This window comes from Actinosynnema sp. CS-041913 (assembly GCF_050942485.1).
Lineage (GTDB): Bacteria > Actinomycetota > Actinomycetes > Mycobacteriales > Pseudonocardiaceae > Actinosynnema.
Window position 1 is genome coordinate 7,535,594 of the sequence record NZ_CP192037.1, and the last position, 17,746, is coordinate 7,553,339.

Genomic DNA, 17,746 nt, shown 5'->3' on the forward strand with positions numbered 1-17,746 from the left:
TAGAAGTACCGACTTGAACACTCATGTACGGTAATGAACATGAGTGTTCACCTGCTGGAGACCGCCACCCGCGTCCTCCTGGCCGACCCGTCCGCTTCCCTGGGCGACGTCGCCAAGGCCGCGGGCATCGGCCGCACCACGCTCCACAAGCGCTACCCGACCCGCCAGGACCTGGTCGTGGCGTTGGCGAACAGCGCGCTGGACGTGGTCGACCAGGCGATCGACGGCATCGACCTCACCGCGCCGACGCACGAGGTGCTCGACCGACTGGTCACCACGCTGGTGCCGATGGGTCCACGGCTGGAGTTCCTGCTCCGCTTCCCCGGCCTCGAACAGGACCCGCGCGTCGCCGCGCGGCTCGCGCGGATGGACCAACCGCTCCTGGAGTTCGTCAAGACCGGCCAGGACCACGGCCGGCTGCGTGCCGACCTGCCCACGTGGTGGGTCCTCGACACGCTCTACGCGGTGGTCTACAGCGCCTGGGAGTCCATCGCGGCGGGCCGGCTCGCCCCGCTGGACGCCCCGAAGCTCGTGCTCACCACCGTCCTGAAGGGGGTTCAGGCATGACCACGCTCAACGAGATCAGGTTCATCGCCGAGACGAAGGCGAACCAGGCGTTAGGCCGCTGGTTCAGCCTCGTGGGCAGGCTCGACGGCGGCGACCCGTACCCGCTGTACGAGCGGATGCGCGAGAAGGGCCCGCTCTACCGGGAACACACCGGCCAATGGGTCGCCACGTCCCACGCGACCGTCAACAGCGTGCTGCGGGACCGCCGCTTCGGCACCCGGCTGACCAACGGCGAACTACCCGGCATGACCCCGTCCGCCCGCGAGGCGACCGGCGTCTTCCACGACTCGTTCCTGGAGCAGGACCCGCCCGACCACACCCGGCTGCGCAGGCTCGTCGCGCCCGCGTTCAGCCCGCGCCGGGTGGCCGGCTACCGGGCGCGCGTCGAGAGGCTGGCCGACGAGTTGCTGGCCAAGGACGAGTTCGACCTGATCGGGGACTTCGCCGCGCCGGTGCCGATCGCGGTGATCAGCGACCTGCTGGGCATCCCGGACGAGGACACCGCCGGGTTCGCCGAGTACGGCAGGCTGGTCGGCGCGACCGCGGACGGCGCGACGTCGCTGACCCAGGCCCGCGCGCTGCGCCGCGCCGTCGGAGAACTCGACGCGATCTTCGGGCGGCTCATCGCCCGCCGCCGCGCCGATCCGGGCGACGACGTGATCAGCGCCCTCGTCCAGGCCGAGACCGAGCGGAAGCTCACCGCCGAGGAGCTGACGGCCACCTGCGGCCTGCTGCTCATCGCGGGCTTCGAGACGACCGTCAACCTGATCGGCAACGGCACGGCCGCGTTGCTGGCCGACCCGGAGCAGTTCGCCCTGCTCCGGGAGAACCCCGACCTCGCCCCGGACGCCGTCGAGGAGACCCTCCGCCACGACCCGCCGGTGCAGCTCACCTCCCGCGTCGCGCGGCAGGAGGTCGAACTGCACGGCCACCGCCTGCGCCCCGACCAGAACGTGTACCTGGTGATCGGCGCGGCCAACCGCGACCCGGACGTGTACCCGGACCCGGGCCGGTTCGACCTGACCCGCGACCACCGGCCCGAGCACCTGGCGTTCTCCAGCGGCATCCACTTCTGCCTGGGCGCGACGCTGGCCCGGATGGAGGGCGACGTGGCGTTCCGCGCGCTGGCCCGGCTGCCCCGGCTGCGGCCGGCCGGCCGCGCCGTCCACCGCGGGTCCACCGTGATCCGGGGCTTCGCGAGCTTCCCGGTCAGCCGGTCTTGACCTTCGTCCACGCGTCGGCGTAGCGGGCTTCGACCTCGGCGCCGAGGTCCTTGGTGAACGGCAGCTTCGCGAGCTGCTCCACCGACGGGTACACCAGCGGGTCGTCCAGCAGTTCCCGGTCGATCAGCGGCTTGGCGGCCACGTTCGGGCTGCCGTACCGGACCGCGTTCGCCAGCGCCGCGCCCACCTCGGGGCTGAGGATGTAGTCGATGAACCGGTGGGCGTTCTCCGCGTGCGGGGCGTCCTTCGGGACGCACAGGAGGTCCACATAGGACAGACCGCCTTCGGTCGGGATCGCGTACGCGAGGTCCCCGTTGGCTTCCCGCGCCTGGAACGCGTCACCGGAGTAGGCCTGCGCGAGCGGCACCTGCCCGCCGGTCAGCGGCTCGATCACGTCGGACGTGATCTGCCCGATCTTCTTCTTCAGCTCCAGCAGCACCGCCACCGCCTCGTCGAGCTGCTTGGCGTCGGTGGTGTTCGGGTCGTGGCCGGCCTTCAGCAGGCCCAGTGCCAACGCGTCCCGCGCCTCGTCCAGGATCGTGCTGCGGCCCTGCGCGGCGGCCAGGTCGTAGGCCGAGAAGCCGGTCACGTCACCGAGCTGCGACTTCGAGTACGCCAGGCCCGTGGTGCCCCAGGCCCACGGCACGGAGTAGGCGTTGCCGGGGTCGTAGTCGGCCTCGGTGAACCGCCGGTCCAGGTTCTTCAGGTTCGGCAGCAGGTCGTGGTCCAGCGGCGACAGCAGGCCGGACCGCAGGAACCGGCGCAGGAAGTTGTCGCTGGGCACCACGAGGTCGTAGCCCGCCGCGCCGGACGCGATCTTGGCTTCCATCTCGTCGTTGGTGCTGAAGTTGTCGTAGGTGACGTCGATGCCGCTCGCGGCCTTGAAGCCGGACAGCGTGTCCGGCGCGATGTAGTCGGTCCAGTTGTAGAAGTTGAGCTTCGGCTCGCTCCGGGCGTTGGTCGCCTTCGCCCCGGACGTGGGCGCGCCGTTCGTGCTCGGCGCTTCGCCGACCCCGCACGCGCCCGTCGCGGCCAGCGCGAAGAACGCCGTGGAGCGCAACACGGCCCGGCGGCTCACCCGCCGGCTGTCCAAGTCCCACAGGCGGGCGATCCGGAGGTTTCGTTCAGTCATCTCCGCTCTCCAAGAGCACGGTGAAGTCGGGATCCCAGGCCATCCGCACGGGCTGCCCCGGCGCGCCGGCATCGTCGATGCGGCGGGTGTTCTGGACGAACGCGACCAGTTCGCCGCCACCGGGGATGTCGACCACGTACTGCGTCGACACGCCGGTGTACACGACGTCGCGCACGGTGCCGTTGAACACGCACCAGCCGGTCGGCGGCTCGCCCTCCTGGTCGTACAGGTGCACCTTCTCGGGGCGCACGGTCGCCGCGACGCGCTGCCCGTGCCGGATCTCGCCGTTCAGCGGGGCACGGAGCCGCGTCACGCCCGGCGCGTCCAGCTCGACCCAGCGACCGTCCACGCCGGACACCTTGGCGTCCAGGATGTTGGAGGTGCCGATGAACCCGGCCACGAACCGGGTCGCCGGGCGCTCGTACACGTCCTCCGGGTAGCCGACCTGCTCCAGCTTCCCGGCGTTCATCACCGCGATCCGGTGCGACAGGACCAGGGCTTCCTCCTGGTCGTGCGTCACGTACAGGAACGTCGTGCCGACCTCGCGCTGGATGCGCATCAGCTCGATCTGGAGTTCCTTGCGCAGCACGGCGTCCAACGCACCCAGCGGCTCGTCCAACAGGAGTAGCTGCGGTCCCGCCGCCAGCGCGCGGGCGATCGCGACCCGTTGCTGCTGGCCGCCGGAAAGCTGCGCGGGGCGGCGTTTGGCGAACCGGCTCAGCCGCACCAGCTCCAGGTGCTCCCCGACGGTCTTCTTCAAGGCGTCGCCCTTGACGCCCTTGCGCTTCACGCCGTAGGCCACGTTGTCCCACACCGACATGTGCGGGAACAGCGCGTACGACTGGAAGACGGTGTTCACGTCCCGCCGGTAGGGCGGCACGCCGACCATGTCCACGCCGTCCAGCTCGATCCGGCCCGCGTCCGGGCGCTCGAACCCGGCGACCATCCGCAGCAGCGTCGTCTTGCCGCAGCCGGACGGCCCGAGCACGGAGAAGAACTCGCCTTCGTGGACCCGCAGCGTGATGTCGTCCACCGCGGTCTGGTCGGAGAACCGCTTGGTCACCCCGTGGAGGCCGACTTCGACGGGTGCGAAGGTGTCCGGGGCAGGCTCCTCGGCCGGGTGGAAGCCGGGCTGTTCGGTCAACTCGTCGCCTTTCCCGCCGCGCGGGCGGCGCCCTGGTCGAACAGCGGCCGAGGGTAGACGCCGCGACGGTGCCGCGCACCTCACGTCTCGCGCGCGCCCGTCATGTGCGACGATTGCGCCGTTGGTGAACGTGATCGGGCAGGAAGGTCGTGCGGCTGTGTCTTCGTCCTCGGAACTGGACAAGCGTCCGGCGGTCGACCCCCACGACGAGCCGTCGGCCGAGTGGGGTTGGCACGGCACGTTCCCCAAGGGCATCAAGATCGCCGGCTGGGTGTCCGTGCTGGCGACGTTCTCCCTGCTGATCGGCAACCACCACGGCCAGACCGAGAACATCTGGGTCATCGCGTTCGGCGGGGGCATGGCGCTGCTGCTGATCTGGGACCAGGTGCGCGGCCGGACCTCCTGGCGCCGCTAGCTCCCGATCACCCAGCCCAGCCGGAACTCCACCGTCTTGCCCTCGCAGGACGGGCTGAGCGACTCGAAGTGGTGCCCGCCCAGGTTGCACCGGTAGATCTCCTGGGCCGGGGTGTCGGCGGGCTTGGCCGTGAAGATGTGCCCCACCACGCCGTAGACCTGCTGGCTCTCGCAGTTCGGGGACACCGAGCTCATCCGGTCGGCACTGTTGTTGATTTTGCACGAGTACAGCGGCCGGGTGCCGGGCTCGGGGTTGGCGGCGAGCCTGCCCAGGGGCCCCTCGGCGGTGTAGCCGGCCGGGACGTCGAGCAGCGTCGAACCGCTGTAGTGCCAGCCCTCGGCGTTGCGGAACCTGGTGAACACCGTCGTCTCACGCGGCGGCTTCGTGGTGGTCGTGGTCGTCGGGGCGTTCGGCGGCGGCGCCGCGCCCTGTGACGTCGTCGTGGTGGCCGTCGTCGTCGTGCTCGACGAGGCCGTGGTGCTGCTGCCCGGGGCGGCCGAGGACGGCGCGTCCGTGGTCGTCGCGGTCGTGGTGGCCGCACTGGACGACGGGCCGCCCTGGACACCCGACGCGCGGCCCGATTCGGGGTCCGGGAGCAGCACGAACACGGCGGTGAGCGCGATCGCCGTGACGACCACCGCGCCACCCGCCAGCAGGGCGATCCGCCGCTTCGGCCCGGGCCGCTCGTCCGCCTCCCACGCGTCACCCCAGCCCGGCCTGGTGTCCGACGGCGGCGCGGTGGTGACGAAGGACGTCGGGGTCTCGATGATCACGGTGTCGGGCTCGCGGGGAACGGCCCTGGTGCGGTCGGTGAGGCGGGCGCGGACCTGTGCGGCGGTGAGGCGGGCGTCGGCGGACTGGGTGAGCAGGCCCATCACGACGCCGGCCAGCGGTCCCGTGGTGCGGTCGAGGACCGGCTCCTCGTACATGATCGCGTGCATGGTCGCGGCGGTCGTGTCGCGCTGGAACGGCGACCGGCCCTCGGCGGCGTGGAACAGGGTCGCGCCGAGCGCCCACAGGTCGGCGGCCGGCGACGGAGGGCGGCCGTCGAACAGCTCGGGGGCCATGTAGCCGGGCGAGCCCATCACGCCGCCGGTCACGGTGAGACCGGGGTCGTCCAGGGCGCGGGCGATGCCGAAGTCGGCGAGCTTCACACCGCCGTCGGGCAGCACCATGATGTTGCTGGGCTTGACGTCCCGGTGGATCACGCCCGCCGCGTGCGCGGTCTCCAGCGCCTTGAGCACTTCGAGCCCGATCGCTTCGACCCTGGGCGCGGGCAGCGGGCCGTTGCGCATCAGGTCGGCCAGCGTCGGCGCTTCGACCAGCTCCATCACGAGGTAGGTGGTGCCGTGCTCGGACAGCACGTCGTGCACCGTGACCACCGCGGGGCTGTTCAGCTTGCCGGCTGTGCGGGCTTCCCGCAGCACCCGGTCCAGCTCGGTCCGCGAGGACGTGCGCAGCTCCTTGAGCGCGACCCGCCGCCCGATGACCTGGTCCTCGGCCAGCCAGACGACCCCCATGCCACCCCGGCCCAGCTCGCGGAGCGTCCGGTAACGGCCCGCGACCAGCTTCGATTCCACCCGGCCCCCCTTGTCGGGTGGATGGTATCCGGCCTCACTTCCCACCCAGTGAACGCCGGTTGCGCGGGCACCCGTACGGCAGTTGGGTCAGTGTCACGCAGCTCACACGATCACTTGCTCTCCGTGGAAGAAGGAACCGCCATGTCCGTCACGGACGAACTACTGGCCAACAACGCCGCCTACGTCGAGCAGTTCTCCGGCCCGCTGCCGCTGCCCCCGTCGAAGCACATCGCGATCGTGGCGTGCATGGACGCCAGGCTGGACGTGTACCGGGTGCTCGGCCTGAACGAGGGCGAGGCGCACGTGATCCGCAACGCGGGCGGCGTGGTGACCGAGGACGAGATCCGGTCGCTGGCGATCAGCCAGCGCCTGCTGGGCACGCGGGAGATCATCCTGATCCACCACACGGACTGCGGGATGCTGACGTTCACCGACGACGAGTTCAAGCGGTCGATCCAGGACGAGGTGGGTGTCAAGCCGTCGTGGGCGGCGGAGGCGTTCAAGGACGTGGAGGAGGACGTGCGCCAGTCGGTCGGCCGCATCCGCAACAGCCCGTACGTGCCGCTGAAGGACTCGATCCGGGGCTTCGTGTTCGACGTCGCGACCGGGAAGCTGGCCGAGGTCGCCTAGTGTCCGTGCGGTGAAGGCACTGACCGCGGCGGCCGGCAGTCGTACCGGCCGCCGCTACTCGGCGAACTACGACGTGGCACACCTGAGCACGGACCCGCTGCTCGCGGTGGTGGCCGACGGCATGGGCGACGGCCCCGGCAGCACCATGGCGAGCCGCACGGCGGTGGACCTGCTGGTGGCCGGCGTGCGTTCGGGCGGCTCGATCACCGACGCGGTGGCGACGGCCCAACGCCGGGTCGGCGACTACGGCCGACGGATCGGCGGTCTGGCCGGCTGCACGCTGACGGCGCTCGTCGAGTCCCCGGACGGCCTCTGGGCGGCCCAACTCGGCGACTCCCGCCTGTACCGCCTGAGGTCGGGCCTGCTCGAACTGCTGACCGTCGACCACACCATGGCGTGGCTGGGCGCGGTCAACGGCTGGTACGCGTTCGACTCACCACAGGCAGCCTCGGCCCGCTACCAGCTCACGCGGTACATCGGACATCCCGGCGAGCCGGAGCCGGACCTGCTGAAGATCACGCCGCGGCCCGGGGACGTGTTCCTGCTGTGCACGGACGGCGTGGCGGAACAGGTGCCGTACCACCGGATCCTGGAGACCCTGTCCCAGCAGGCAGGTCCGGACACCATGGTCAGGACCCTGCTCGACTTGGCGGACGCCGCCGGCGGCAACGACAACGCCACCGCCGTCGTGGTGTCCTACCCTTCGGCGGCGAGCTGACCACAGGCAGCGGCGATCTCCTGCCCCCGCGTGTCCCGCACCGTGCAAGCCACGCCCTGCTCGTTGACCCGCCGCACGAACTCCCGTTCCACCGGCTTCGGCGACGCGTCCCACTTCGACCCCGGAGTCGGGTTCAACGGGATCACGTTCACGTGCACCAACTGCCCCAAGTGCCGGCGCAGCAGCTTGCCCAGCATGTCCGCACGCCAAGGCTGGTCGTTGATGTCCCGGATCAGGGCGTACTCGATGGACACCCGGCGCCCGGTCCGGTCCGCATAACCACGAGCCGACTCCAACACCTCGGCGACCTTCCACCGCGTGTTCACCGGCACCAACGTGTCCCGCAGCTCGTCATCCGGCGTGTGCAACGACACCGCCAGCCGAACCTGCAGGTTCTCCTCGGTCAGCTTCCGGATCGCGGGCACCAACCCCACCGTCGACACCGTCACCGACCGCTGCGAGATCCCCAGCCCACGCGGAGCCGGGTCGCAGATCCGGTGCACCGCCTCGATCACCCGCCGGTAGTTCGCCAGCGGCTCGCCCATGCCCATGAAGACGATGTTCGACAGCCGCCCCGGCCCGCCGGGCAGCGAGCCGTCACGCATGGCGACGGCGCCGCGCCGCACCTGGTCCACGATCTCCGCCGTGGACAGGTTCCGCGTCAGCCCGCCCTGCCCGGTCGCGCAGAACGGGCACGCCATGCCGCAGCCGGCCTGGCTTGAAATGCACAACGTCGCCCGGTCCGGGTAGCGCATCAGCACGCTCTCGACCAGCGTCCCGTCGTGCGCGCGCAGCAGCGTCTTCCGCGTGGTCCCGGCGTCGGCTTCGACGCTGCGCAGCTCGGTCCACAGCGGCGGCATCAGGTCGGCGACGAGCCGGTCGCGCGCGGCGGCCGGGATGTCCGTCATCTCGGCCGGGTCGACGGTCAGCCTGCTGAAGTAGTGGTTGGAGAGCTGGGCGGCGCGGAACGGCTGCTCACCCAGCGCCGCCACGGCCTCTTTCCGCTGGTCGGCGGTGAGGTCGGCGAGGTGGCGCGGCGGCAGGCCGCGTTTGGGCGCGTCGAAGACGAGGGGAAGTGCAGTCATGGCGTCCTCCAGTGTCCCATGCCCACGCGACCCACTTCACCGTTGCATCGCGACACGTTCCGATATATCGTAGACACGTCGCAACCGATCGATGAAGGAGTCAACGACATGAAGTTCCACCACGAACACCGACACCACGACCGACACCACCGGGACCGCGGCTCCGGCGACCCGCGACGCGGCTTCGGCGGCGGCTTCGGGCCGTTCGGCGGTCCGCCCGTCCCGCCCGAGCCGCCGGGTTTCTTCCACGGCGGCGGAGGCCCTGGTCGCGGGCGCGGCAGGCAGCGCAAGGGCAACGTCCGCGCGGCGGTGCTGGCTTTGCTGGCCGAACGCCCCATGCACGGCTACGAGATGATCCAGGAGATCGGCCGGCGCACCGACGGGCTCTGGCGGCCCAGCCCCGGCTCGGTCTACCCGACGCTCCAGTTGCTGGCGGACGAAGGGCTCGTCGCGGCGACGGAGGAGTCCGGCGGCAAGAAGCTGTTCACGCTCACCGAGGCAGGCCAGGCCGAAGCGGCGAAGCTGGAGGGCGCGCCGCCGTGGCAGCAGGTCAACGACGAGCTGGACGTCCACGCGGCGAAGCTGCGCACGGCGGCCCGGCACCTGGGCGCGGCGATGCAGCAGATGGCCCACGCGGGCACGCGTGAGCAGAAGGCACGTGCCGTCGAAGTCCTCAACGAGACCCGGCGCAAGCTCTACGCCATCCTGGGCGAGCTGGACGTCGAAGAGGACACCGACGACGAGTGAGTCACCAGCGGTCGTGCACCAACGGCCGCACCAGCTCGTCGTATGCCGCGCGCACCTCGTCGTGTGACGTCAGCGGCGCCAGGTCGGCGGCGGCCGAGTTGGCCCGCGCCTGGTCTGCGTTGCGGGCGCCGGGGATCACCACGGTCACGCCAGGCTGGTCGATGATCCAGCGCAGCGCGAACTGCGCCATGGTCGCGCCCTCGGGCACCAGGCCGCGCAACCGTTCCACGGCCTCCAGCCCCACCTCGTACGGCACGCCGGAGAACGTCTCGCCGACGTCGAACGCCTCGCCGTTGCGGTTGAAGCTGCGGTGGTCGTCGGCGGCGAACGCGGTGTCCCGGCGGTACTTCCCGGAGAGCAGTCCCGAGGCGAGCGGCACGCGGGCGATGATCGCCACGCCCGCGTCCGCCGCGGCGGGCAGCACCCGCTCCAACGGCTTGAGCCGCAACGCGTTCAGGATGATCTGCACGCTCGCGACACCCGGCCGGGCGATGGCGGTCAGCGCTTCGTCGACCGTCTCCACGGACACGCCGTACGCGGCGATCCGCTTGGCCTCCACCATCTCGTCCAGGGTGTCGAACACCTCGTCGGTGGAGTACACGGGCGTCGGCGGGCAGTGGAGCTGGACCAGGTCGAGCGTGTCCACGCCGAGGTTCGCGCGGGACCGGTCGTTCCAGGCCAGGAAGTTGTCCCGGTGGTAGTTCTCCGGGGTCTGCTCGACGCGCCGGCCCATCTTGGTCGCCACGGTGATGCCCGCGTCGCCGCGTTCCCGCAGGAACCGGCCGACCAGCGTCTCGCTGCGCCCGTCGCCGTAGACGTCGGCGGTGTCGAAGAAGTTCACGCCCGTGTCGGCGGCGGCGTGCAGCACGGCCAGCGCGTCCGACTCGTCCACCTGACCCCAGTCGGCGCCGAGCTGCCAGCAGCCGAGCCCCACCACGCCGACCTGACGACCCAACCTGCGTGCGTTCCGGTTCTCCACGCACCCGATCCTATGCGCACGCATTCACCTATGGCAGCAACAGACCGGACGGTTTGTGTCGGATGTGGACCCGGTAGCCGACTTCGAACGACAGTCCCGGTGTCTGGGCGATGGCCCGTTCGGCGATCTCGGCGGAGAACTCGATGCGCAGCACCGCTTCCAGGTCCTGACGCGTCTCGAACCGCCACACGGCCCGTACACGGCGCAGCACGAAACCCTGTGCCGTGAAGAAGTCCTCCACGTCGGCGGGGTTGTAGCGGGGCTCGCCGGCGCAGAGCCACGGCCCGTACGGCTCGGCCGTGCCGTCGAGGTCCACGATCGCGAGCGTGCCGCCGGGCCGCAGCACCCGGTCCGCCTCACGCAGCCCCGGTTCGCAGCCGGGACCGAAGAAGTACGCCGTGCGCGCGTGCACGAGGTCCGCGCTGCCGTCGGGCAACGGTAGCCGCTGCGCGGGTCCGGCGACCGCGGACACGTTGGGCAGGTCGGCGACCCTGGCGCGCGCCCGGTGCACCAACGGCGGGTGCGGCTCGACCCCGGTCACCTGTCGCGCCTCACGCGCGAACACCGGCAGGTGGAACCCGTCACCGCAGCCGACGTCCACCACGTCTTTGCCGGTCCAGTCACAGGCCTCGCGCAACACCTGCCAGATGACCCCGTCCACGTCCTGCGCCCGGTTCTCGACCTCGTAGACCTCGGGCCACTGCCAGATGTTCGGGCTCGGCAGGACGTCGACAGGCCGCACGGCGGCCAACGCGGCGCGGACGAATCCCTTCACGAGACGACTGTAGAGCCGTACCGTGATCGTTCCCCCGGCATCGCAGGAGGTAACGGTGTCAATTGTCCCGAATTCTCCCGCTCTGGCGGAAATGCACCACGGCGCGCCGTGTTGGGTCGAGCTGCCCACCGTGGACGACCAGGCCGCGATCGACTTCTACAGCGGGCTGTTCGGCTGGACCTACGCCGACGTGTACGGCCGCACCATCGCCGTGGTGGACGGGCTGCCGGTCGCGGAGCTGCGGCACGCCGACGGCGGCTTCGGCTGGACGCTCTACCTGAACTCGCCGCACACCCGCGCGACGGCCGAGAAGGCTCACGCGATCGGGGGACACGTGCTGCGCGAGCCGGACGAGGTGACCACGCTGATCGCCGACCCGACCGGCGGGGTGATCGGCTTCCGGCACGTGCCGCCGGACTGGGTGTTCGGGACGGACGGGCACGGGGCCTACGCGTGGGCCGAGCTGAACACCCGCGACGGCGGGACGGCGGACGCGTTCTTCCAGGAGCTGTGCGGCTTCGAGATCACCCAGATCGGTGACGGTCACGCGGTGGACTACACGATCTGGGCGGTCGAGGGGCACACCGTGCTGGGCAGGCAGCGGATGGGCCGGGCGTTCACTCCGGACACCCCCGCGCACTGGATGGTGTACTTCACCGCCGCGCCCGAGATCGGGGCCGATTCGGTCGCCTCCAGGGTCCTCGAACTGGGCGGGCGCATCACCGTGGAGCCCTACGACACGCCGTTCGGCCGGGTCACCGTGGTCGCCGACCACACCGGCTCGGTGTTCTCGGTGATCGACCCGTCCCGCTCGGTGCCGCTGTCCGAGGAGGAGACCGGCGCTCAGGTGGACGACCCCTTCGACGACTGAAAACGTCCCTCAGCACTGACGACCCCGGAATTGTCGTACCCCGCGCGTAGCGTCCGGTGCGTCTCGGAACACACCTGACGCCCGCACGAGAAGAGAACGCCATGCCCACCCCCGGAACCCCGGCCTGGGTGGAAGCGCCGTCCGGCGACCTCGCCGCGAGCCGCGACTTCTACACAGGCCTCTTCGGCTGGACCTACGAGGTCTCCCCCGACCCGTCGTTCCACGGCTACACGATGGCTTTCCACGACGGCGAGCCGGTCGCCGGCCTGTACCCGCCGCCGGACGAGCAGGCGCCGCCGGGGTGGCTGCTGTACCTGCACACAACCGACATCACGGAGACCGCGAAACAGGTCGCGAACCTCGGCGCGCAGCCGCTCATGGGTCCGATGGAGATCCCCGGAGCCGGCCACGTGCTTCGGTCGACGCCCGAGGAGACCCGGACCCCCTGAGCTTCCCCGCGCCCGGTCGGCCCTGTGTGAGGGGTCAGGGCCGCTCGGGCGTGCCGGACTCGGGTGCTCGGGGCCCGTGCGGCAGCCGCCGACGGCACCGTTCGGGTCGCTGCCCGGCGGCGTCCGCCCCGGCGGGTCCGGCTCGGCGGGTCCGGCTCGGCGACGTCAAGCCGGGTGAGTCCGGCCTGGCCGGAGGTCAGGCCGGATCCGTGGATCAGGCCGGGACGAAAGCCTGGAGGAGCAGCCAGGACACGACGGCCGAGGGCAGGAGCGAGTCCAGCCGGTCCATCAGCCCGCCGTGGCCCGGCAGCAGCGTGCCCATGTCCTTGATCCCGAGGTCGCGCTTGATCAGCGACTCCACCAGGTCCCCGGTGGTGGCGGTGACCACCAGCGCCGCGCCGAACAGCACGCCGTGCCACCACTGGCCGTCCAGCATCAGGCCCACGGTGAGCACGCCGCCGACCATGCCCGCCGCCATCGAGCCCGCGAAGCCCTCCCAGGACTTCTTCGGGCTGATGGCGGGGGCCATGGGGTGCTTGCCGAAGAAGACACCGGCCGCGTAGCCGCCGGTGTCGGACAGGACCACGCCGATGAGGAAGCACAGCACGCGGAACACGCCGTCCTCGGGGACCACGAGCATGACCGCGAAAGAGCCGAACACCGCCACGTAGACCACGGTGAAAACGGACGCGGTGACGTCCCGCAGGTACCCGTCCGCACCGTCCTTCAGCCGCCAGATCAAGCAGACCAGGACGGTCACGGCGAACGCGGTCAGCACACCGTCGCGCCCGTACGGCCAGGCCAGCCACACCACCGCCTGGCCGCCGAGCAGCACGGGCGCCATGGCGACCCGGACGCCCGCGCCGCGCTTCAGCGCGCCTGTCAGCTCGTACATGGCCACCGCGACCGCGATGGCGACGATGCCGACGAACGTCTGCCGCACCGTGAACAAGGCGAACAGGATGACCGCGCCCAGTCCCACGCCGACGGCGATGGCCGCGCGCAGGTCCCGGCCCGCGCGTGACGCGCCCTTCTTGGCCGCGTCCTGCTCACCGCCGCCTGACACCTGTGCTCCTATCACGGCCGTCGACCGGCCAGGGAAAACATGGGGCCGGCCACCCGGCCGGACGAAACCGACGCGACCATCTAGACCTCGAGCAGCTCGGCTTCCTTGTGCTTGACCAGCTCTTCGACCTGGGCGACGTAGCGGTGCGTCACGTTCTCCAGTTCCTTCTCCGCCCGGCCGCCGTCGTCCTCGCCGACCTCGCCGTCCTTGACCAGGCGGTCCAGCTCTTCCTTGGCCTTGCGGCGGATGTTGCGGATGGAGACCTTGGCGTCCTCGCCCTTGCCCTTGGCCACCTTGACCATCTCGCGGCGGCGCTCCTCGGAGAGCTGCGGGATCACCACTCGGATGACCGTGCCGTCGTTGCTCGGGTTCACGCCGAGGTCCGAATCGCGGATGGCCTTCTCGACCGAGTTCAACTGGCTGACGTCATAGGGCTTGACGACCGCCATCCGCGCCTCCGGGATGGCGACGCTGGCCAGTTGGTTCAACGGGGTCGGCGAACCGTAGTACTCGACGACGATGCGGGAGAACATGGAGGGCGTAGCGCGGCCGGTGCGCACCGCCGCCAGGTCTTCCTTCGCCACGGACACCGCTTTTTCCATCTTCTCCTCGGCGTCGAGGAGGGTCTCGTCGATCACGGCTGACTCCCTTGGTGTGCGAAGTTCGGCTCAAATCCCAGCAGGTCTAGAAGGACGGGCGACCACCGGGGGTGCTCACCAGTGTGCCGATCTTCTCACCACGTACGGCCCGCGCGATGTTCCCCTCGGTGAGCAGGTTGAACACCATGATCGGCATGTTGTTGTCCATACACAGGCTGAACGCGGTCGCGTCGGCGACGTTCAGGCCGCGTTCGAGCACTTCGCGGTGGGTGATGTGGTCGAACATCAGCGCGTCCGGGTCGGTCTTCGGGTCCGCGGTGTAGATGCCGTCCACGGCCTTGGCCATCAGCACGATCTCGCAGCCGATCTCCAGCGCCCGCTGCGCGGCGGTGGTGTCGGTCGAGAAGTACGGCATGCCCGCGCCGCCGCCGAAGATCACCACGCGGCCCTTCTCCAGGTGGCGCATGGCGCGGCGGGGGATGTAGGACTCGGCGACCTGGCCCATCGTGATGGCGGTCTGCACGCGGGTCTCGATGCCGTGCTCGCGTTCCAGGAAGTCCTGCAGCGCCAGGCAGTTCATGACGGTGCCGAGCATGCCCATGTAGTCGGCGCGGCTGCGGTCCATGCCGCGCTGCTGGAGTTCGGCGCCGCGGAAGAAGTTGCCGCCACCGATGACGACGGCGACCTGGACCCCTGTTCGGACGACCGCGGAGATCTGGCGGGAGACGGTCTGCACGACGTCGGGGTCGACGCCGACACCTCCACCGCCGAACATCTCGCCGCCGAGTTTGAGCATGACCCGGTGGTAACCGTGGCCTGGCTCTTCGTCTACCTCTGCGCTCACAGGTCCTCCTCTGGACACGGCAAGGGCGGGGTTGCATCCTTGCGCAACCCCGCCCTCACGCGAATCAGGCCTCGCCGACCTCGAACCGGGCGAAGCGGGTCACGGTGACCCCGGCCTCGTCCAGCACAGCCTTGACGGTCTTCTTGGACTCCGTCACGGAAGCCTGCTCCAGGAGCACGACGTCCTTGAAGAAGCCGTTCACCCGACCCTCGACGATCTTGGGCAGCGCCGCCTCCGGCTTGCCCTCCTCGCGAGAGGTCTCCTCGGCGATGCGGCGCTCGTTGGCGACGACGTCCGCCGGCACCTCGTCACGGGTGAGGTAGCGGGGACGCATCGCGGCGATCTGCATCGCGGCGCCGCGCGCGGCGTCCTCGCTGTCGCCGGTGTACTCGACCACGACGCCCACGGCGGGCGGCAGGTCGGCGGCACGGCGGTGCAGGTAGGTGGTGACGGCGCCGTCGAAGACCGCGACCTTGGCCAGCTCCAGCTTCTCGCCGATCTTGGCGGAGAACTCCTGGAGGACCGCGTCGACGCTCTGGCCGTCGAGGTCGGTGGCCTTGAGCACCTCGACGTCCGCCGGGCGGGTGGCCTTGGCGACGGCGACGATGCGGGAGGCCAGCTCCTGGAAGTCGGCGTTCTTGGCGACGAAGTCGGTCTCGCAGCGCAGCTCGATCATCACGCCGTCCTCGGCGGAGACCAGGCCGTTGGACGTGGTCCGCGCGGCGCGCTTGTCGACGTCCTTCGCACCCTTGATGCGCAGGATCTCGACCGCCTTGTCGAAGTCGCCGTCAGCCTCTTCCAGCGCCTTCTTACAGTCCATCATGCCTGCGGCGGTCAGCTCGCGCAGACGCTTCACGTCAGCGGCGGTGTAGTTCGCCATCGTGCGGTTTTCCGTTCCTTCTGCGGGATACGCGCGGGGGTGTTGCGGTGGCCGGATTGCCGGTGCGCACGCCGTGCCCGCGTGGTCGCGGGCACGGCGTGCGACGGGTCAGGACTGGACGGCCTCGGTGCCCTCGGCGGGCGTGGCCGGCTCAGCGGCGGCGACGGGCTCAGCGGCGACGGGCTCGGCAGCGGCAGGCTCGGCAGCGGCAGGCTCGGCGGCAGCGGCGGGCTTGTCGGCGCCGACCAGCAGCTCCTGCTCCCACTCGGCCAGCGGCTCATCGGTGCCGACACCCGGCTCGGGCTTGTCCGCGCCGTCGGCGACGTGGGTCCGAGCGCCCGAGCGGGCCATCAGGCCGGCGGCCGCGGCCTCGGCGACGACCTTGGTCAGCAGCGCGGCGGACCGGATGGCGTCGTCGTTGCCCGGGATCGGGTAGTCGACCTCGTCCGGGTCGCAGTTGGTGTCGAGGATCGCGACGATCGGGATGTTCAGCTTGCGCGCCTCGCCGACCGCGATGTGCTCCTTCTTGGTGTCCACGATCCACACGGCGCTGGGCACCTTGGACATGTCGCGGATACCGCCGAGCGTGCGCTCCAGCTTGTCCTTCTCGCGGTTCATCATCAGGATTTCCTTCTTGGTGAAACCCTGGAAACCGCCGGTCTGCTCCATCGACTCCAGCTCCTTGAGCCGCTGGAGGCGCTTGTGGACCGTGGAGAAGTTGGTGAGCATGCCGCCCAGCCAGCGCTGGTTGACGAAGGGCATGCCGACGCGGAGGGCCTCGTTGGCGATGGCCTCCTGCGCCTGCTTCTTGGTGCCGATGAACAGGATCGACCCACCGTGCGCGACCGTCTCCCGGACGAACTCGTAAGCCCGGTCGATGTAGGTCAGCGTCTGCTGGAGGTCGATGATGTAGATGCCGTTGCGCTCGGTGAAGATGTAGCGCTTCATCTTCGGGTTCCAGCGACGGGTCTGGTGCCCGAAGTGCACGCCGCTGTCGAGTAGCTGCTTCATGGTGACGACGGCCATGGCCGGGTTCGCACCTCTTCGATCAGGCGCGCCGGCACTCGTCCGGCACGCGTTCCGGTTGTTCGCGGCGGACCGGGATGGACCGCCGCCCTGGTGCCCTCGCCGCCGCCCGAACCGGAGTTCACCTCAGGACCGCCGGACGCCGTGACTCGACCACGTGAGGTGGATCAAGTCTGCATTGGCACGCGAAGTCGCCCCGCAGTTACACGGGCCGCGCAAGGAGTGTACGCCGAGCAGCGCCCGGATAACGACCCGACCCCGAGTTGTCCCCGGAGTTATCCACAGCCCACCCACCTGTCCACAGTTCCCGGATAGCCGCTGGTAGCCCCCGACAACCTCCGGCACGGTGGATCCATGACCCCCAAAAACCGAACACTGCTGGTCCTGGCCCTGACAGCGCTGCTACTCCCCCTGGCGACCGCACCGCACGCAGCGGCCCGCCCACCCCGCTACGCCTGGCCGCTGGCTCCGCCACATCCGGTGCTGCGAGCCTTCCAAGGCCCATCGACGCCCTTCGGCGCCGGCCACCGAGGCGTGGACCTGGGCAGCACGCCCGACACCCCGGTTCTGGCCGCCGCCGACGCGACAGTCGTGTTCGCCGGCACGGTAGGACCGAGGCAGTTGGTGTCGCTGGCTCACCAGGGAGGCCTGCGCACCACCTACGAACCGGTGAAACCCCTGGTCACACGAGGTCAACGGGTAGCAAGAGGGGCCCCGATCGGCGCCCTACAACCGGGCCACGAGGGCTGCCGGACCACCTGCCTGCACTGGGGAGCCCTGCGAACCACCCCACACGGCGGCCGGGAGTACCTGGACCCACTGACACTCCTGGCGACGGCGCACGTCCGCCTACTGCCACTCGTCCATCCCACGCCTTCGCCTGCCTACACGCCACCACCCAGGGCGGGCACGTAGCCAAGCCGCCACCGGCCTGAACCACGCCGCCACCAGCCTGAGCGAGGCGGCCACGCCCTGCCCATACCTCGGGCGTCGCAGCACGCCACAGGTCACCCTGG

20 protein-coding genes are annotated in these 17,746 nt (G+C 70.5%); 9 read left to right on the forward strand and 11 right to left on the reverse strand.

Annotated features, from left to right (window positions below; all coding sequences use genetic code 11):
- Positions 1-39 precede the first annotated feature (39 nt).
- Entirely contained in the window at positions 40-567 is a 528-nt protein-coding gene (locus ACQPZF_RS33840) for a TetR/AcrR family transcriptional regulator (protein WP_433264010.1), read from the forward strand.
- On the forward strand, positions 564-1,790 hold the full coding sequence (locus ACQPZF_RS33845; RefSeq protein WP_433264012.1) for a cytochrome P450: 1,227 nt from the start codon (positions 564-566) through the stop codon (positions 1,788-1,790). The genes ACQPZF_RS33840 and ACQPZF_RS33845 overlap by 4 nt, the downstream gene beginning before the upstream one ends.
- Here the strand turns inward: ACQPZF_RS33845 and ACQPZF_RS33850 are convergent.
- Together ACQPZF_RS33850 and ACQPZF_RS33855 are read right to left on the reverse strand one after the other, a co-directional pair.
- On the reverse strand, positions 1,777-2,922 hold the full coding sequence (locus tag ACQPZF_RS33850; RefSeq protein ID WP_433264014.1) for a polyamine ABC transporter substrate-binding protein: 1,146 nt from the start codon (positions 2,920-2,922) through the stop codon (positions 1,777-1,779). The two genes, ACQPZF_RS33845 and ACQPZF_RS33850, sit on opposite strands and share 14 nt — an antisense overlap.
- Complete coding sequence (locus tag ACQPZF_RS33855; protein ID WP_433264016.1) at positions 2,915-4,066, reverse strand: ABC transporter ATP-binding protein; 1,152 nt, start codon at positions 4,064-4,066, stop codon at positions 2,915-2,917. The genes ACQPZF_RS33850 and ACQPZF_RS33855 overlap by 8 nt, the downstream gene beginning before the upstream one ends.
- Before the next feature lie 157 nt (positions 4,067-4,223).
- Between ACQPZF_RS33855 and ACQPZF_RS33860 the strand changes: the two genes are divergently transcribed.
- On the forward strand, positions 4,224-4,481 hold the full coding sequence (locus tag ACQPZF_RS33860) for a DUF2631 domain-containing protein (protein ID WP_433264018.1): 258 nt from the start codon (positions 4,224-4,226) through the stop codon (positions 4,479-4,481).
- Here ACQPZF_RS33860 and ACQPZF_RS33865 read toward each other — a convergent pair.
- Positions 4,478-6,061, reverse strand: a complete 1,584-nt coding sequence (locus tag ACQPZF_RS33865; RefSeq protein ID WP_433264020.1) for a protein kinase domain-containing protein — start codon at positions 6,059-6,061, stop codon at positions 4,478-4,480. The two genes, ACQPZF_RS33860 and ACQPZF_RS33865, sit on opposite strands and share 4 nt — an antisense overlap.
- Positions 6,062-6,202: 141 nt before the next feature.
- On the opposite strand from ACQPZF_RS33865, the gene ACQPZF_RS33870 reads away from it, so the two are divergent.
- Complete coding sequence (locus tag ACQPZF_RS33870) at positions 6,203-6,691, forward strand: beta-class carbonic anhydrase (RefSeq protein ID WP_433264022.1); 489 nt, start codon at positions 6,203-6,205, stop codon at positions 6,689-6,691.
- A gap of 10 nt (positions 6,692-6,701) precedes the next feature.
- Positions 6,702-7,409 carry a PP2C family protein-serine/threonine phosphatase gene (locus ACQPZF_RS33875; protein WP_433264024.1) on the forward strand — a complete coding sequence of 236 codons (708 nt, stop codon included), beginning with the start codon at positions 6,702-6,704 and terminating at the stop codon, positions 7,407-7,409.
- Here the strand turns inward: ACQPZF_RS33875 and rlmN are convergent.
- Positions 7,388-8,494: a 23S rRNA (adenine(2503)-C(2))-methyltransferase RlmN gene (rlmN, locus tag ACQPZF_RS33880; RefSeq protein ID WP_433264026.1), complete on the reverse strand. Its 1,107-nt coding sequence runs from the start codon at positions 8,492-8,494 to the stop codon at positions 7,388-7,390. The two genes, ACQPZF_RS33875 and rlmN, sit on opposite strands and share 22 nt — an antisense overlap.
- 108 nt (positions 8,495-8,602) lie before the next feature.
- Between rlmN and ACQPZF_RS33885 the strand changes: the two genes are divergently transcribed.
- Entirely contained in the window at positions 8,603-9,241 is a 639-nt protein-coding gene (locus ACQPZF_RS33885; protein WP_433264028.1) for a PadR family transcriptional regulator, read from the forward strand.
- Between the two features lies 1 nt (position 9,242).
- Here ACQPZF_RS33885 and ACQPZF_RS33890 read toward each other — a convergent pair whose 3' ends face one another.
- The gene (locus ACQPZF_RS33890) at positions 9,243-10,220 is read right to left on the reverse strand and encodes an aldo/keto reductase (protein WP_433264030.1); all 978 of its coding nucleotides are present in this window, start codon (positions 10,218-10,220) and stop codon (positions 9,243-9,245) included.
- Positions 10,221-10,248: 28 nt separating this feature from the next.
- The gene (locus tag ACQPZF_RS33895; protein WP_433264032.1) at positions 10,249-10,995 is read right to left on the reverse strand and encodes a class I SAM-dependent methyltransferase; all 747 of its coding nucleotides are present in this window, start codon (positions 10,993-10,995) and stop codon (positions 10,249-10,251) included.
- A 55-nt stretch (positions 10,996-11,050) separates the two neighbouring features.
- Here ACQPZF_RS33895 and ACQPZF_RS33900 point away from each other — a divergent pair, with 55 nt between their 5' ends.
- On the forward strand, positions 11,051-11,866 hold the full coding sequence (locus ACQPZF_RS33900) for a VOC family protein (RefSeq protein WP_433264034.1): 816 nt from the start codon (positions 11,051-11,053) through the stop codon (positions 11,864-11,866).
- 101 nt (positions 11,867-11,967) lie between these two features.
- Positions 11,968-12,315, forward strand: a complete 348-nt coding sequence (locus ACQPZF_RS33905; protein WP_433264036.1) for a VOC family protein — start codon at positions 11,968-11,970, stop codon at positions 12,313-12,315.
- 214 nt (positions 12,316-12,529) lie between these two features.
- Here the strand turns inward: ACQPZF_RS33905 and ACQPZF_RS33910 are convergent, their stop codons facing one another.
- From ACQPZF_RS33910 to rpsB, 5 genes are all read right to left on the reverse strand, one after another.
- Complete coding sequence (locus ACQPZF_RS33910) at positions 12,530-13,381, reverse strand: phosphatidate cytidylyltransferase (protein WP_433264038.1); 852 nt, start codon at positions 13,379-13,381, stop codon at positions 12,530-12,532.
- Between the two features lie 80 nt (positions 13,382-13,461).
- Positions 13,462-14,019: a ribosome recycling factor gene (frr, locus tag ACQPZF_RS33915; protein WP_433264040.1), complete on the reverse strand. Its 558-nt coding sequence runs from the start codon at positions 14,017-14,019 to the stop codon at positions 13,462-13,464.
- Between the two features lie 46 nt (positions 14,020-14,065).
- Positions 14,066-14,776, reverse strand: coding sequence for a UMP kinase (gene pyrH / locus ACQPZF_RS33920; protein ID WP_433274834.1), 711 nt, complete (start codon positions 14,774-14,776; stop codon positions 14,066-14,068).
- A gap of 112 nt (positions 14,777-14,888) precedes the next feature.
- Positions 14,889-15,704, reverse strand: coding sequence for a translation elongation factor Ts (tsf, locus tag ACQPZF_RS33925; protein WP_433264041.1), 816 nt, complete (start codon positions 15,702-15,704; stop codon positions 14,889-14,891).
- Positions 15,705-15,812: 108 nt separating this feature from the next.
- Positions 15,813-16,730, reverse strand: coding sequence for a 30S ribosomal protein S2 (gene rpsB / locus ACQPZF_RS33930; RefSeq protein WP_433264043.1), 918 nt, complete (start codon positions 16,728-16,730; stop codon positions 15,813-15,815).
- Positions 16,731-17,084: 354 nt separating this feature from the next.
- On the opposite strand from rpsB, the gene ACQPZF_RS33935 reads away from it, so the two are divergent.
- Entirely contained in the window at positions 17,085-17,645 is a 561-nt protein-coding gene (locus ACQPZF_RS33935) for a murein hydrolase activator EnvC family protein (protein WP_433264045.1), read from the forward strand.
- The last annotated feature ends 101 nt before the right edge of the window (positions 17,646-17,746 follow it).